The sequence below is a fragment of the Caballeronia sp. HLA56 genome, assembly GCF_054655155.1.
In genome coordinates this window covers 315,178-329,547 of record NZ_BAAHOB010000005.1, presented here as the reverse complement: position 1 = coordinate 329,547, position 14,370 = coordinate 315,178, and the positions used below count along the sequence as shown (strand labels likewise).

Genomic DNA, 14,370 nt, shown 5'->3' with positions numbered 1-14,370 from the left:
GTACTCCTCTCAAGACAAAAAAGTAATCGGCAATGTGCCGAGGTCGCCGAAGCCAACACGCAGGTCAATGCCGGTTGGCAGTGCCAGCACACCCGCGTAAGAGCCGGTGATCACAGCTTGGCCTGCGTGCAGTCCGAGGCCGCGGACACGAAGAAAATTGGCGAGCCACACCATCGGCGCCAGCATGCTGCGATCAGGGTGGCGGCCAGCGAATGTGACTGCCTCGTGCCCGGCGCTGGCTAGACTGACGTCGAATTCGACGGGGAGATCGGCCAACGTCGCGCCCTCGATCGAATTAACCCGGGGTCCAATGACAAGACCGGCATTGAACAAGCCGTCTGCCAGTAATTCAGGGAATGTCAGCTCTTCGGGATGCGCATAACGGCTGCCCAGCAATTCGAGCGCTAGGTGCGTGTCCCCAAGAGCATCGAGCACTTCGGCTTCGCCATAGGCTTCGCGCCGTGGCGGCAGGTCGCGGTTGAGTAGGCACGCCAGTTCCGGTTCCGCCCTTACAGAGACACGCGGAGACCCACTCATGCGACATACTTCGCCTCGATGAATATCAGCGTCGTAGATCGGCGCAGCGATGACTTTGCCCGGCTGCGGAAGCGCGCATTTCCATGCGCCGATCTGCCGGCCTAGCTGACGGCTGACCTCTTGCTGGATTGCGAAGCCGTCGTCTAGATTCGCAGGCAGCAGTTCGACAGGCAGCCGCTCGACGAGCGCGCCTTCTTGGCGCGCGGTCACAAGAAGGCGTGCTGCCTGTTCACGCGGACTGGCGATAGCCTGGGCGGCCTGTGTTGTGGCTGGCACGTTCATGCCGCCTCACTTACATTGGCACCAACGCTTTGACGCGGCCATACCGCACCTAGCTTCGAAGCCGCTTCTTTCAATAACGCGCAGAAGTTGTCGTAATGCTCGGGCTGAACTCGCATTACGGGTCCGGCAATGCTCATCGTGCCGACCACTGCACCGTCGGTCAGTGACCGCACTGGCACCGCCAAGGCGGCAACGCCGGGTTCGGCCTCTTCTACGACAAGCCCATAGCCGCGCTGTCTGGTCAGCTCCAACTCGGGGATCAACTGCTCGATGCTGGTGATCGCCTTCGGCCCCCATGCGCGGGCCGCTGCTTTTCCGAGTCCACCACGCAACGCACATTCGACCGCCTGGTCGTTTGACATCGACGCTAGCCACACCTTTCCGTTCGCCGTTGCATGCAACGTAATAGGGCTATCCATGGACGGCGAATACATGAGACCCGGTGCCGCGCCTTGGGAGGACGCCAGCCACGCGAGTTTTCCCTCACTGACCACCGTCAGCCGGACCAATTCGCGGCACTGAGCCGCAACCTCATCGAGGATCGGTTGCACCAGGCCCGGTAAGCCAAGCCCGTGTAAATACCGCTGACCGAGCAAGGAAAGCTTCAAGGTCAGCCGGTATTGGGAAGTGTGTTCGTCCTGTTCAGCCCAGCCCTGTTCACACAACTGCGCTAGGACTCGATGGGCCGGTCCTTTCTCGAGCTCGAGTTCAGCAGCGATATCGGACATACGCATCCACCGCGCCTCACGTGCGAGCAACTCGATCGCCTGAAGCGATCGGTCAACTGCTCCCTTGACAACTCTCATAATTTGAGTAACATCCTTCCTATTGGAACGGTGTTACAACAATAGACCAGCGACACCAAAAAGTCAATTACCCATGGAGACAGGCATGAAAGCAAAAGCCCCGGCGACGCCCCACGGCAAGCGCCAGTCGAAGATCGCAGCCGCTAGTGGCTGGATCGGCTCGGCGCTCGAGTACTACGATTTTTTCATCTACGCGACTGCAGCGACGTTGGTGTTCCCGCAACTTTTCTTTCCATCAGCGGATCCAACGGTAGGCATCGTCGCTTCACTGGCGACCTTCGGTGTCGGCTATGTCGCCCGACCGATCGGGGCCATGGTGCTTGGGCACCTCGGCGATCGCCACGGCCGAAAGACGGTCCTGATCGTCTGCATGCTCTTAATGGGTATCGCAACGATGTGTGTGGGCCTCTTGCCCACCTACCAGCAGATCGGCATCTGGGCGCCAGTGCTGCTCGTGATCCTGCGGCTTATTCAGGGATTCGCGGTCGCGGGTGAAATGTCCGGCGCCAGTTCCATGATTCTCGAACATGCGCCGTTCGGACGGCGTGGGTACTTTGCAAGCTTTACCCTTCAAGGGGTGCAGGCAGGGCAACTCCTCGCGGCAGGCATCTTCTTGCCGCTCGCGCACTTCATGCCGAAGGATCAGTTTGCTTCCTGGGGCTGGCGCATTCCGTTCCTGCTGAGCATCGTCGTGATCATCGCGGGTTACATCATTCGGCGCCAGGTCGATGAGACCCCCGCTTTTTCTGAAGAGCAGGCACACGGGGAAGTTCCTGCGTCTCCGGTCATCGAGGTCCTACGCGAGAGTTGGGGCGATGTCTTGCGCGTTGTCGGCATGGCACTTGCCGCGGTCACCGCGCTCCTGGCGACTGTGTTCGGCGCGACCTATGCAGTCCAGCCGGCGTATGGCATTGGCTTTCCTGCCAGCGTCTTTCTGTGGGTGCCGGTCCTCGGCAACCTTTGCTCCGTAATACTGATCCCCCTCGTCGGCAACCTCTCGGACAAGATTGGTCGCAGGCCCCCGGTTCTGGTCGGCGTCGTGAGCTCCGGGATCCTCTCTTTCGGCTATCTGTACGCCATCAGCATCCACAGTGTCTGGCTCTCGCTGGTCTTTTCGGTGCTCATGTGGGGCGTCGCTTACCAAGGCTTCAACGGCGTGTTCCCGAGTCTCTTCCCCGAACTATTCCGCACGCGCGTGCGTGTCACCGGCATGGCAATCGGACAAAACGTAGGGACGACCTTGTGTGCCTTGCTGCCGTCGCTTTTTGTCGCAGTCGCGCCCCCGGGATCCGCCAACATCCCGTTGAAAATTGGCTTTCTCACGTTCGGCATTTGTCTGGTTGCCGCGTTTGCCGCGTTCACCACTCGGGAAACGTACCGTATTCGCCTTGACGATCTCGGTGACCGCAACGCGATTCCGGTACCCAAGGCCGAATATGAACGCCTGCGCAGAGAAGCCATCGCCGTGACGAGCAAGGATGCTGCTCAACCGGGGTTTGTCAATAACGTGCGGTCTTAAGCCGTTGCCAGCCGCCTACTCGGCGTGATCAGCGCGTGGGCGCAACGCAAGTTGGACGTCGCATGCAAATGCGCACTTCGGAGCCGTACGCGGTTTCGAATGTGCACGAATTGACCTTTGTTTTACATTGAAAATCACGCCGCAATGCAACCACATATCTCGGGCACAACGCGACTCTATGGGTTGGTAGGCGACCCGCTGAGCGCGGCGAAGTCGCCACAACTGTTGAACCGGCTGTTTGTCGAACAGCGCACCGACGCTGCTTGCGTTCCTTTTTGGGTCAAGGCAGATAACCTGTCGGCCTTCGTCAGCGGTGCACGAGCGATGGGCAATCTGTCCGGCATGCTGGTCACAATGCCTCATAAGCAACGGATGCTCGCATTTGTCGACGAGCTGGATTCGACCGCTCGTCAGGTCGGCGCGCTCAACGTCATCCGCTGCGACACGGATGGACGGTGGGTCGGCGCGATATCCGATGGGATCGGCTGCGTTCTTGGGATGCAGTGGGAAGGCAACCATCCGGCGAATAAGTCGGTGCTTCTCGTGGGCGCAGGAGGCGCAGGTCGAGCGATCGCATTTGCCGTCGCTTCCGAAGGCGCTAGCACGCTGACCATCTCCGATGTCGACGAGCACCGCGCCAGGGATCTTGCGGCGGCTGTTACCGCCGAAACGGGTTGTACTGCGCGTTCAGGACCATCCGATCCGCATGGTTTCGAGGTCGTGATCAATGCCACGCCGCTCGGCATGAAAGCGAACGACGCCATGCCAGTTGATCCCGAGCGACTCGCACACGGCACCATCGTCGTAGACATCATTAATTCGACCGAGCCGACGCCGCTTCTCCGAGCCGCGCAGGCACGGGGATGTCGTGTTCAGGACGGGGGTCCAATGCATCAAGGACAGGCTTTGTACGCGCTGCGCTTTCTCGGATTCGACTACCGTCCCGAAGGCCGCTCAACAAGAGACGAGAGCCTGAAATGAGCAGCGAGGCAAAAGCGCACGGCCGTCATGCCGAATTGCGAAATATGCCCCATGCCACCAGCTGTTACCTGCCAATCCGGATTAAAAAATTCGTGGGAAATTGCGAAGGAGAAGAAGTATGAAAGTTGCCTTGTTGGAGGCCAGCCATTGGCATGTCCCGCTGTATCTTGATGCGCTCAACGCGCCCGGGATTGAGGTGGTTGCGGTCTCCGATGCTGAGCAAGTGAAGGGTGAGGCGATTGCGGCACGCTTCGGGAGCAAGTTGTACTCGTCGGCCTACGAGTTGCTTGAGCGCGAGGAGGTTGATTTCGCGTTTGTGTTCGGGCGGCATTCCGAAATGCCGGCGCTCGCCGAGGCCGTCATCGCGCGGAACATTCCGTTCGCGCTAGAGAAGCCGTGCGGCGTCAACATGTCCCAAGTCACCCGGCTTCGCACACTGACCGAGGAAGCGAATCTTTATTGCGCGGTGCCGCTAATCTTCCGAATGAGCGAGTTGCTTGGCTCACTTGAAGAAGCGCAGGGGCGCGTACCCTCGGACTTCAACTACATGTCGTTTCGTTTCATTGCTGGACCGCCCAGTCGATACGAAGCTGCAGGCTCCGGTTGGGCAGTCGATCCCGTATATTCCGGCGGAGGATCAACAATCAACTTGGCAACGCACTTCATCGACTTGTTCAGATTGCTCACAGGCAAGGAGGTTGCCCGTGTCTCGGCCGTCATGAACTCAAGGACGCATCGAGGTGCCGCAGAAGACTATTCGCTGGTGACCATGCAAACCGAAGACGGCGTGATCGGCTTGGTGGAGACGGGATACAGCTTTCCCAGTACCGCCGACGAGCAGCGCGAATTTTCTTTCACTCTAGCTTCGGACCGCATGTACGCGAAGTCTGGTCCGGACCGAATCGAGATCCGCGACAGAAATAATCTTTCTGCCGGCACGCGAAGCCGCCGCCTCCAGCTTGAGACCGACGTCTACTACCCCTTGTTTGTCAAGCGCGTACTTGAAGAAAGTCAGACTGGCGCGAAGCCGATTGCATCATTGCGGGATGCGGAGCTGATGATGCAAGTCATGGACGCAGCATATGCGTCGGCCCAACAAGGGGGAGTGCCTCTTATCCTTGAGCCCAATTGTTAGTTGGATCGCTTGTAGCGTTGAAAATATGCGAGACAGCCGATCTGCATGCGCCAAAGGATTATTGTCGATTGGCGCAGTTTCGTGGCTGCCTCGCAACGTGATCGATTTATCGCATTATCCCGGAATGGCTGCAGTCTAGATGTTCTCCTTCACCTGAGGATGGCACGTCGCAGGTTTAACTTAGTTTTCCTTATTTTTGACTAGCTGTGAGCCGACGAGCTCTGTTCCATGCATTCGCGACGGCGGAGACGCTCAGTTTTAGCGTACTTACGGCGCTCGAACCGATCCCATAGAACAGAAGCAATCCCCATATCTAACAAAGGAGACGTAATGAAGGATTTAAACTTGACCAAAGCTTCCGCTTTCGCAGCAACGGCACTCGCGGCAACTGCGCCAGCGTTCGCTCAAAACAGCGTGACGCTGTACGGTATCGTTGACGATTCGATTGTCTATCAAAGCAGCCAGACCTTACTCGGTTCGACGAGCGGTGGCCGTTCGAACATTAAAACGGCATCGGGCATCTGGGCGGGCAACCGCTTCGGCCTGAAGGGCACTGAAGACTTGGGCGGCGGCACCAAGGCCATCTTCCAGTTGGAGTCGGGCTTCAACATCAACAACGGCGCGCAGCAATACACGAACGCGATGTTCGGCCGTCAAGCCTGGGTCGGTCTGCAACCAGCCGTTCGGTACGCTCACATTGGGTCGCCAGTACACGTCGTACTACACGCTGATGGCGCCGTACAGTCCGACGAACTGGCTGACCGGCTACTTCGGCGCGCATCCCGGCGATCTGGACGCGCTGGACACGATTTACCGTGCGAACAACTCGATCGTCTATACGTCGCCGCAGCTCTTCGGCTTTACGGCGAGCGGATCATAGTCGCTCGCAGGCGTGCCTGACAGCGTGTACCGGGGCTCGACGTGGTCGGCCGCGATTCAGTATCAGCAAGGCCCGATCGGCGGTTCGGTTGCGTTTATGCGCATCAACAACTCGACCGTCGGCGGCGGCGTCTACGGCACGGACTCGACTATGAACACGGCTGGCCAGTCGGGCGTGTCGGCAGTCACCAACGGCTATCAGGGCGCACAGGCACAGAACCGCTTTGCTGTTGGCCTCGCCTACGTGTTCAACAGCGCGTGGGATATCACGGCGACATACACAAACGTTCAGTACATCCCGGGCGCGCTGTCGAAGTTCACCGACGAGCAAGTTTTCAATACCGCTGGCACTGTGCTGCATTGGAAGGCTACGACGGCATGGGACTTCGCCGCCGGCTACAGCTACACGTGGGCGAGCAAGGCGAACGGTATCGACGACGCAGCGTCGTATCACCAGTTGAACCTGTCCCAGTACTACGCGCAGTCCAAACGGACCGGCTTTTACGCACTGGAAGCGTTCCAGCGCGCAAACGGCCGCACGCTCGGCACACCGACATTCACGGCAGCAGGCGCGGCGAACCGCCAAATCGATGCAACCGCATCGATCGGCGACGGCTTCCAGTCGACTCCGTCTTCCTCGCGCAGCATGTTCGCAGCAGGGGTGGGCATTGTCCACCGCTTCTAAGCACCGGCGGAGGCTCTCCCCGATTGCGACGGTCTATGGTGAGGCCACCGACAGGTGGTCAACAGGACAACCGTGAGCGGCGGTCCGGGAAATCCGCAGGCCCGCAAAGCGCCAGCAGCACGTTGCGAGCTTGCGTCACCTTCATGCACCACGGCTGCTCTGGTGCAACGAGAGATCGACCCCGAACAGGTCGATACCTACGGGACCTTGAGTTCGGATCGTCGTTGGCCGTCGCGAACGTCCGCTCAGCATGAGAGAACGGCCGCCGATAACGACCGCCCGGCGCCGCAGCGAGCGTCTCAAAGTGGCCGGATTGAGGCTGTGCCCTCGGTGATTTGCTCGCCGCAAAGCGGCCATTGAGCGACAGGAAACGAGAGCTTGGCTAGTCGAACTGGATGTCGACCTCGACCGGCGGCTCCTGGCCGTGAGCCGGCGCAAGGCCGCCGGGAAGCACGGCGGGCGCAGGTCAGCTGCACCTCAACACGGGATTAAGCCCTTAGCTGGATTTGGAAGCCTCTTCATGACTGTCGGCACCGACACACCTCTTTTCGAGACTCGAGCCGGAGCAGGTCGAGTGCCTCGCTGCTCACCGCATCCTTCCATACCAGCACACCATCCTACCGGCGCGTAGGGGCGCTCCCTCGGCGCCCCTTAGATGGTCAACGTCCAGCGATTAGACCGCCGTCGACGTGAAGGATCTCGCCGGTTGTAAAGGCGGCGTCCTCAAGATATAGCACCGCTCGAACTATATCCTCGACTTCGCCGAGCTTGTTCAAGGGATGGAAGGCGGCCAGCTTGTCAACCATGCTCGGATCGTGCATCGGCGTGCGGATAACGCCAGGAGCCACGGCGTTCACGCGGATCCCGCGCATGGCGTACTCGATCGCCATGCTCTTGGTCGCGGCGTTCATCCCACCCTTCGTCAGCATGGCGATGAAGGCGGGCGAGCGCGAGCTCGCGAATTCCGCCGTCGAAGCCGTAATCTGGACGACATGGCCGCTGCCCTGCTTGAGCATCATTGGAATAACTTGCTGCGTGGTAAAGAAAAAGCCGTCGAGGTTGGTCTTCACCTTGAGCCGGTAATCCTCTTCGGTATATTCGGTGAACGGCTTGCCGATGAAGATGCCGGCGTTGTTCACCAACGTATCAATGCGGCCGAAGCTGTCGAGAGCTGCCTCGACCAGACGCTTACCCGTGTCGGGGTCGCCGATGTCGCCGGCGATGGTCACGAGGTCAGGCTCGGCTGAAGGCTGGATCGAGCGCGATGTAGCGATGACGCCGTAGCCCCGGGCGCGGAAGCCGTTCACGATGCCTTCGCCAATGCCCTGCGAAGCGCCGGTGACAATGGCTACCTTTTTCTGGCTCATGCTGTTTCTCCTGGCTGTTGAGTGAACCTGGATGCAGTTGGCATCCCGTGGTATGGACAGCAGGTTATCGCTGGACTTTCGGAAAGAGGAGCCGCTATCCTCGCGCAATGACTGATAAAAAACGCACAGAACTCGACTGGCAGGACATGCGGATATTTCTGGCGCTGGGGCGCTATCGAAGCCTGTCTGCCGCTGCCCGCGCCCTGCGGGTCAATCACGCGACGATTGCTCGCCGTGTCCAGTCTCTCGAGAAAAGCGTCGGTCAAAAGCTTGTGGAGCGCCGGCCGGAGGGCTACGCACTGACGCCGGCTGGAACACACGCATTGCAGATTGCAGCGGAAATGGAAACCGCGGCGCTGACGATAGGGCATGCGCAGGCGAGCGATGGCGACGCTATCCTTCGAGGCCTGGTGCGCATAAATGCACCGCCCGCGCTATGTCAGGGTTTCATCCTTGCACGCCTCACACAGATTACCGAGTCCTATCCTGGTATCGACATTGATCTTGCGACAAACCTTCGTTCCGTCAGTCTTGATCGTCACAAAGCCGATATGGCGGTGCGTGTGGGTCGCCTCGTCGACGCGGACCTGATCGCAAAGCCACTCGGTCGCATGGCGTTCGGCTTCTATGGCGCACCAGCGCAGTGCGAGCGAGCCGAACGCGGGGAGGTGCCGGTTTTCGTGAGTTTCAACGAGGAAAGCGCCGACATGCCGGGCACGAACTGGCTGACACAGCATTTCCAGCACTCGCGCGTTTCACTTCGCGCCGAGAATCACATCTTGCAGGCGATCGCCGCGCGAGACGGTGCAGGCCTAGCCTTGTTGCCTCATTATCTAGGCCGAAGCTTGCCTGGGCTGAGCCCGTGCTCGCTGGGGCCGTTGCCCCTGCCGCGAGATATGTGGCTATTGATACGCAGACAGGACCGAAACGTCCCGACAATACGCGCGGTCATGCAGCACCTTATCGATTCATTCAAGCAGAGCGAAACTCTTTTCGACGCTTAAGTTCTAGGCGCGTCCGACCCGCAGCTCGCCGCACACCGACGAAGAAGCGATACTGTGGAGGATATGGCGTTGGCCAACGCGAAGTCGACTGCCAATGAACGACCCGAAGCGGTCGGCCGCCGCTCCAGCACGAATGTCGGCTGCGCTCCTGCTAGCCGACAGATGAAACGATTCGCCCGCAGTTTTACACGGTGCGGAGCGCTATCCCAAGACAATCTCTCGAAAATCGGACTTGCGATCGGCTGAGGAAGGTCTCCGGAAAAGGTCGAACAGCACCACTCAACGGAGCAGAGATCGCGCAGTTCGTTCGCACCGTCGAGTGAGTGCTCGCCAGATGCAGCGACTCGGCGGCTTTCGCGCCGTCTCGCCGTACCCAAATTTAGCGACCGGCTGGCAGAATTGCGGCCGGAGCGAGCTCGAGCTCCCTCGCGTAAGCGTCCAGATGCTCCCCGACGTGGGCCTTCAACGTCTCGATGAATCGCTTAATTTTCGCGTCAACGAACTGGCGCGACGGATAGACGGCGTAGACATTGCGGACGTGTGTGTGGTACTGCGGCAGCACGCGAACGAGCGAGCCGCTGCGCAGATCCTCTATCGCGGAGTAGGCCGCGAGGAGGCCGATACCGGCCCCGTCCCGCAGGGCTTGTGACATCGAGTCCATGTCGTTGACGCTGAGGTGCGCTCCGGTTGGGCGAAAGGTTGCGTCGCCGGAGGCACTCTGAAGACGCCACTCGTCGGGCGCGTAATCGACGGTCCCGAGCAGAACGCAGTGATGGTCAATTAGTTCTTCCGGGTACGTCGGCGCCGGGTGCGCTGCCAGATACTCGGGTGATGCTGCGAGGATGCAATGGCTCGTGCCTATGTTCTGGCTGACGTAGGCGGAATCGGGCAGCGTTCTTGTAATCACGATACCGACGTCAAGTTGTTCTTCGAGCAGATTCGGCATGCGCTGTGACAGCAGGAGGTCGACCGATACCTCCGGATACGAGTTGCGGTAAGCCATAACGGCGCAAGTCACCAGATTGCGCCCAAGGCCGGGCACCGAGTGGACGCGCAAAGTGCCGCGCGGCTCCAGTAGAGCGTCTCGCGCTTCGGCCTCAGCATGCTCCACGTCGGTCAGAATGGCGACACACCGGTCATAGAACCGCCGCCCTGCGTCGGTGATGACAAGACGGCGCGTCGAGCGCTGCATGAGCCGGGTATCCAGCGACTCCTCGAGTACCGAAACAGCGCGCGAAATGTTTCCGACAGTCGTGTCGAGGTGGTTAGCAACCGCAGTGAAGCTCGCCATTTCGACAACTTTTACAAAAACCGACATGTTGTATAACTTGTCCATCCCACTTGTCCCGTTCGTCTGAATTCTTCGTCTCGTTACCCCGCCGGGCGGTCGACGTGCCACGGTGCGCGAGCACCCGCTCATCATAGGCGAGAGCTGCATTGCGTGTCGGTAAGCGTAACCTGGCGGGTCGCTCGGATTTTCCCTCCCACAGAAAGAATCATTCTTTCTGCCCTGGCTAAAACCGCGAGGTCATCCGGCCTAGACTGGGTTCCGCAGACAGGCACCTCACTGACAGCCCTAAGCCAAAGCCGTTTTCTCCAGATTCGTTCGACCTGATCACGTCAGGAGAAGCTCCGTTATCCGGTTGGGCATGAAGGTCGATTGCTTCGAATCACTAACCATATTGAGGTTGAAAAAATGAACGCTCACTACGACGCCCTCCGTCTTTTCATCAACGGCGAATGGATTGCTGCCAGCGAACGCAATACCGCTCCGGTCGTCAATCCCGCAACGCTGCAGGAACTGGGCCGCGTGCCGCTTGCAACGGCGGCTGACCTTGAGCAGGCATTGCAAACCGCGAAGCGCGCGTTTGACGTATGGCGCAATACGGTGCCGGCGGAGCGAGCACGTATTCTCAAAGATGGTGCAAACCTGATTCGCGAGCGCGCCGCACACATCGCCGAACTGCTGACGCTGGAAGAGGGCAAGCCGCTCGCCGAGAGCCGCGATGAAGTCCTGCGTGCTGCCGAATACTTCGAGTGGTTCGCAGAAGAAGCGCGTCGTATCGACGGTCGCGTTGTGCCGTCTAATCGCCCTGGCGTGCAACAACTGGTGAAGAGGCAGGCCATCGGCCCGGTCGCCGCTTTCACGCCGTGGAATTTCCCGGCCATCACGCCCGCCCGCAAGCTCTCGGCGGCACTGGCCGCCGGCTGTAGCGTCATTATCAAGCCGGGCGAGGAGAGCCCAGCGACGGCGCTCGCGCTTGCCCGCGCACTCGACGACGCAGGCTTGCCCAAGGGCGTGCTGCAGGTGGTCTTCGGCGTTCCCGATGAGGTGTCGAAGGCGCTGATTGCGTCCCCAATAATCCGCAAGGTGACGTTCACGGGCTCCGTTCCCATCGGCCGACTGCTCGCCGCACGTGCAGCCGCAGGCGTCAAGCCTATTACGCTTGAACTTGGCGGCCACGGCCCCGTGCTCGTGTTCAAGGACGCCGACGTCAAGCGTGCTGCCGTCGAGGGCGCTGCGAACCGCTTCCGCGGCACCGGACAGGTCTGCATCTCGTCGACACGATTCCTGATTCAGCGCGAGGTGTACGACGAGTTCGCCGAGCACTTCGTGGCTGCTACCCAGTCGCTCAAGGTGGGCGACGGCATGCAACCTGGCACGCAGGTTGGCCCGCTCGCGAATCCGCGCCAGGTTGCCAAAATGGAAGACCTCATCGCCGATGCCGTAGCGCGCGGCGCAAAAGTACTTGCCGGCGGCAAGCGCATCGAGCGCGAGGGCTACTTCTTCGAACCAACCGTACTCGTCGACGTACCGATGGACGCTCGCGTGATGCACGAGGAGCCGTTCGGTCCTATTGCGGTGCTGATGCGTTTCGACCAGCTGGAAGACGGCCTCGCCGAAGCGAACCGCCTGCCGTACGGTCTCTCGGCCTACGCTTTCACTAACAACGCGCGCACTGCCATCGACGTTGGCGACGGGTTGGAGGCCGGCATGATTGGCATCAACCAATACCGCATCGTGTCCACCGAGCTTCCGTTCGGCGGCCTCAAGGAAAGCGGCATCGGCTCGGAAGGTGGCACCGAAGGCATCGAGTTCTATCTCACCAACAAATTCATCAGCCAAATCTGAGAAGCAACCGATCATGTCAAAAGCCAATTTCGACAGCCCGCGTGAAGCCGCGCGCGCGTTCACGCCGAAGCTCGCAGCACTCGTCGACGACGTGCTGTTTCCGCAGGTGTGGGCAGACACGGCGTTATCGCCGCGTGACAGAAGTCTCGTGACTGTTGCCGCTTTGATTGTTGGAGGGCATCACGATGAGCTTCCCGCGCATCTGCGCCGTGCAGTGAGCAACGGCGTCACGCGGGAAGAACTCGCAGCAACTATCACCCACCTCGCGTTCTACGCAGGTTTCCCGGCCGCTATCTCGGCTTCCGCCTCCGCGCAATCGACGCTTGGCGATGTACAGGCATAACAGGACACGCAATCATGAAAGCCATCACCTTCAACAAATTCGGCGATGCCGATGTGCTCAAACTCGCTGACGTTTCCGACCCGGAACTGCGCCCCGACGACCTTTTGGTCCGTGTCCTCGCAGCAGGCGTGAACCGCGCTGATCTCACGCATCGACGCGGCGGCTACGGCCGCCCGAATTTTGGCGACTCCACCATCATGGGGCTGGAAATCGCGGGCGAGGTGCTTGAGGTTGGCGAGTCGGTCGAAGGCTATCAAGTGGGCGACCGCGTAATGGGTGTGGTCGGCGGCGGGGCGTATGCCGAACTCGCGCGCATCGACTGGCGCATGGCGATGCCGATTCCGGAGCGGCTCGATTATGTGCACGCGGCTGCCATCCCTGAAGTATTCGTCACGGCACATGAAGCGCTGATGCGTCTCGGGCGGCTCACGCAGGGCGATTCCGTACTCATTCATGCGGCGGCGGGCGGCGTCGGTTCCGCCGCCGTCCAGCTAGCCTACGTGGCCGGAGCGACTGTATTTGCGACTGCCGAGGCGACGAAGCTGGAACGTGTTGTTCAGCTGGGTGCCGACCATGTCATCGACTACCGCACGCAGGATTTCGCAGCTGTCGTTGCTGAGAAGACTGGTGGGCGGGGCGTCGATGTCGTGATTGATTTCGTCGGGGAGCCGTATTTTGCGCGCAATATTGCTTCCCTCGCGCACGGGGGGCGTCTCGTGCAAGTCGGGATTCTGGGTGGCGGCGGGCAGGTGAGTGTCGACCTGGAGACCATTCTGTATCACCACATCCAGATTATCGGCACGGTCATGAAGTCGCGCGCCCAGGCGGAAAAGCACGCGATGGTCCGGCGTTTCGGTGAACGTTGGCTCAACTGCTTCTCTGGCGGCCGGCGCCTCGAGCCCGTGGTTGATAGTACATTTCCTCTCGCGCGTGCGGCGGACGCGCATCGACGCATGGAGTCGTCGGCGAACGTTGGGAAAATCATCCTGACGATGAGTTGACGAGTTAAGCCGCGGCGGCAGGCTGGCAAACGCTCCGCCTTGGGTGGCTGAATTTTGCTGAGTTTCAGCGACCTATCGCTGCCGGCTGAGTGTCGCATTTTGGCCGGTCCGACACGATGCCCCGCGAATTTGCTTGCTGCAAAACGGCCATCGAGGGAGCGCCAGCGGGAACTTGGCTATCAGAGTAGGACGACGACTTCGATTGACGGCTCGTGCCAACCGAGTTGGCAACTTTTTATTCTTTCCGCCACCCAACACTTTCGATCGATTGGCAGGCGACATGCCGAACTTCGTCAGCGTCGACAAACGTCTCCATAGACGTCGTTGTCGGTTGTCTTGGGCCAGACACAGAGCGTCCCTCTTCAGGATCATCAGGCGCGTAATGTGCCATTAGGATAAGCGCGCGACGATGGCGCACCTAGAGGCCGACCTTGGATCGGTTGTCGATGCGCAGGCACGACTGAGCGAGAAGATCGGACTGGCCGACGCATCGAACCTAAAGTAAGTGGCGAGAAAGTGGCGAAGTGCACCCCGCAAACCCGCGTCGTGACGGAGTTCGCAGATCCCTGTGGGTCATCCGTGCAGAATCTCGCCGAAAAGACTTGGGACATGCCGAGTCGTCGCCAATATGAGCGCGTACACCGACGTTTAGATGTCCGCGAACCGGCACATGTGCCCCGAAGTCGATTGGCAAATAG

11 protein-coding genes and 1 pseudogene are annotated in these 14,370 nt (G+C 60.1%); 8 read left to right on the top strand and 4 right to left on the bottom strand.

The genetic code is table 11. The features are described 5' to 3' along the window. Positions 1 to 9 precede the first annotated feature (9 nt). Together ACYQ47_RS20935 and ACYQ47_RS20930 are read right to left on the bottom strand one after the other, a co-directional pair. Positions 10 to 819 carry a 2-keto-4-pentenoate hydratase gene (locus ACYQ47_RS20935; RefSeq protein WP_459906639.1) on the bottom strand — a complete coding sequence of 270 codons (810 nt, stop codon included), beginning with the start codon at positions 817 to 819 and terminating at the stop codon, positions 10 to 12. Beyond that, positions 816 to 1,625 (bottom strand): IclR family transcriptional regulator, encoded by an 810-nt coding sequence (locus ACYQ47_RS20930; protein WP_459906638.1) that lies wholly within the window; start codon positions 1,623 to 1,625, stop codon positions 816 to 818. The genes ACYQ47_RS20935 and ACYQ47_RS20930 overlap by 4 nt, the downstream gene beginning before the upstream one ends. 85 nt (positions 1,626 to 1,710) lie before the next feature. Here ACYQ47_RS20930 and ACYQ47_RS20925 point away from each other — a divergent pair, with 85 nt between their 5' ends. The 4 genes and pseudogenes from ACYQ47_RS20925 to ACYQ47_RS20910 all read left to right on the top strand — a co-directional run bounded on the left by ACYQ47_RS20925 (position 1,711) and on the right by ACYQ47_RS20910 (position 6,824). Continuing rightward, a complete protein-coding gene (locus ACYQ47_RS20925) occupies positions 1,711 to 3,144 on the top strand; it encodes an MFS transporter (RefSeq protein ID WP_459906637.1) in 1,434 nt (477 codons plus the stop codon). Between the two features lie 117 nt (positions 3,145 to 3,261). Then, positions 3,262 to 4,125: a shikimate dehydrogenase family protein gene (locus tag ACYQ47_RS20920; protein ID WP_459906636.1), complete on the top strand. Its 864-nt coding sequence runs from the start codon at positions 3,262 to 3,264 to the stop codon at positions 4,123 to 4,125. Between the two features lie 118 nt (positions 4,126 to 4,243). Further along, entirely contained in the window at positions 4,244 to 5,260 is a 1,017-nt protein-coding gene (locus ACYQ47_RS20915; RefSeq protein ID WP_459906635.1) for a Gfo/Idh/MocA family protein, read from the top strand. Positions 5,261 to 5,590: 330 nt separating this feature from the next. Further along, a pseudogene (locus tag ACYQ47_RS20910) lies at positions 5,591 to 6,824 on the top strand (porin). 659 nt (positions 6,825 to 7,483) lie between these two features. Here ACYQ47_RS20910 and ACYQ47_RS20905 read toward each other — a convergent pair. Beyond that, the gene (locus ACYQ47_RS20905) at positions 7,484 to 8,191 is read right to left on the bottom strand and encodes an SDR family NAD(P)-dependent oxidoreductase (RefSeq protein ID WP_459906634.1); all 708 of its coding nucleotides are present in this window, start codon (positions 8,189 to 8,191) and stop codon (positions 7,484 to 7,486) included. 107 nt (positions 8,192 to 8,298) lie between these two features. On the opposite strand from ACYQ47_RS20905, the gene ACYQ47_RS20900 reads away from it, so the two are divergent. Beyond that, positions 8,299 to 9,195, top strand: coding sequence for a LysR family transcriptional regulator (locus ACYQ47_RS20900; RefSeq protein ID WP_459906633.1), 897 nt, complete (start codon positions 8,299 to 8,301; stop codon positions 9,193 to 9,195). A 379-nt stretch (positions 9,196 to 9,574) separates the two neighbouring features. Here ACYQ47_RS20900 and ACYQ47_RS20895 read toward each other — a convergent pair whose 3' ends face one another. Then, complete coding sequence (locus tag ACYQ47_RS20895; RefSeq protein ID WP_459906632.1) at positions 9,575 to 10,531, bottom strand: LysR family transcriptional regulator; 957 nt, start codon at positions 10,529 to 10,531, stop codon at positions 9,575 to 9,577. A gap of 360 nt (positions 10,532 to 10,891) precedes the next feature. On the opposite strand from ACYQ47_RS20895, the gene ACYQ47_RS20890 reads away from it, so the two are divergent. From ACYQ47_RS20890 to ACYQ47_RS20880, 3 genes are read left to right on the top strand one after another with little or no spacing between them, the layout of a single operon-like run. After that, positions 10,892 to 12,328, top strand: coding sequence for an NAD-dependent succinate-semialdehyde dehydrogenase (locus ACYQ47_RS20890; RefSeq protein ID WP_459906631.1), 1,437 nt, complete (start codon positions 10,892 to 10,894; stop codon positions 12,326 to 12,328). Positions 12,329 to 12,341: 13 nt separating this feature from the next. After that, positions 12,342 to 12,671, top strand: a complete 330-nt coding sequence (locus ACYQ47_RS20885; RefSeq protein ID WP_459906630.1) for a carboxymuconolactone decarboxylase family protein — start codon at positions 12,342 to 12,344, stop codon at positions 12,669 to 12,671. A 14-nt stretch (positions 12,672 to 12,685) separates the two neighbouring features. Continuing rightward, positions 12,686 to 13,672: an NAD(P)H-quinone oxidoreductase gene (locus ACYQ47_RS20880; protein WP_459906629.1), complete on the top strand. Its 987-nt coding sequence runs from the start codon at positions 12,686 to 12,688 to the stop codon at positions 13,670 to 13,672. The last annotated feature ends 698 nt before the right edge of the window (positions 13,673 to 14,370 follow it).